This is a genomic window from Pseudomonas alliivorans (assembly GCF_017826695.1).
GTDB lineage: Bacteria > Pseudomonadota > Gammaproteobacteria > Pseudomonadales > Pseudomonadaceae > Aquipseudomonas > Aquipseudomonas alliivorans.
The window spans coordinates 1-543 of record NZ_JAFFZW010000031.1; the positions used below are offsets into that span (position 1 = coordinate 1).

Annotated in this window: 1 pseudogene; it reads right to left on the reverse strand. The window is 64.6% G+C overall.

What is annotated here, in order from left to right:
* Positions 1-543, reverse strand: a pseudogene (locus tag JTJ32_RS26300) (sugar-binding protein); the annotation flags it as partial.

Below are 543 nucleotides of genomic sequence, written 5' to 3' on the forward strand. Positions count from 1 at the left end.
TTGAAACTGACCACTCCATCCGGTCCGGTTTCACTGATCTGCTGGCCCCAGTCGTCGTAGCCGAAATGGCGCGTCAGTTCCAGCGTGGCCTGGCCGATCATCCAGTCGATCTGTGTTTCGCTGATCAGTTGTCCACGGGCGTCGTACCGCGCCGCATAGGTGTCGCGCAGGGCATTGTCACCGTCGGCGTCCTGACGCCGCTCCTTCAGCACCCGACCCAGACCATCCAGCTCGCTGCGCACCGTCACGCCCTTGACGTTGACCACTTCCTGCCACGCCTGATCCTGATCATGAGCGGCCAGATGATACCGGTAGCTGCGCGTCGCCTCGTACTCGGTGCCCGGTGCCACGGTCTCGGCCACGACCCGGCCCAGAGGATCGTACTGGTAGCGGATTTCCACGTCGGTGTCGTCACGGGTCAGCAACGCCTCGCCACTGAGCAGCGAATGTTCCAGGGTGATGACCTTGCGCTCGGCGTCCAGGCTGCTGCTCAGGGTCTGGGTGCTCTCGAGCACCGAGTCCCCGACCCCGACGTGCCGGGCG